We start from the raw sequence: 636 nt of genomic DNA, 5'->3' as shown, positions 1-636 counted from the left end.
TGTCTTCAGGTACAGTTGTCATCAGCACTTTACTAACTAGCCGTTTTGACAGCGCATCAGCTACACCAACTTCAAACAAAATATTGGAGTGCTGACTGTAGTTCACAATATCAAGCATCTCATAGCTTAAACCAAACATACGATCCGCATATTTGAAGACCAATTGTCCGAGTTCTGTTGGTTCGACAGTACGGCCGTTTCGCTTGGTTAGCTTACCTTTCATCCGCTCTTCAAGCGCTTTGATTTGCCCGGTCACCGTTTGAGGAGTGAGAAAAAGCGCATCCGCGGCCTTGGTAACAGAGCCTTGCTTGCACACCATCCAGAAGTAATAAAGATGGTTGTAATTTAGATGTGACATCGGCCAATTCCAGAAAAGAAGGTGATGCTTTTTATACCAAATGTGACAGAGACAGACAAGATACTCGGCAAAACCATCACTTTAACCAACTAAAATTAAGTTTTACCGAAAATACAATCTCAGTATTGTCATAAAACTTGAAGTAAAACGCACTTTTTATAGCATTCTCATCAAAAAAATCTCAGTTTATAAAACCAATAAAGACTATATTTTTAAATAAATTAAAACAGGATAATCCGCTATCCTTTTTGAACTATTAAAAAGCACAATAAAAAGTG

General features: G+C 37.9%; 1 protein-coding gene. It reads right to left on the bottom strand.

The window, feature by feature from the left end; genetic code table 11:
- Nucleotides 1–358: transcriptional activator NhaR (gene nhaR / locus R7O13_RS28155; protein ID WP_318305356.1), on the bottom strand; the 358-nt coding region annotated here is incomplete at its 3' end.
- Nucleotides 359–636: the final 278 nt, after the last annotated feature.

The organism is Vibrio sp. Y176 (assembly GCF_033438945.1).
Note: the sequence above shows the minus strand (reverse complement) of the source record. Positions and strands in the feature narration are given on the sequence as shown.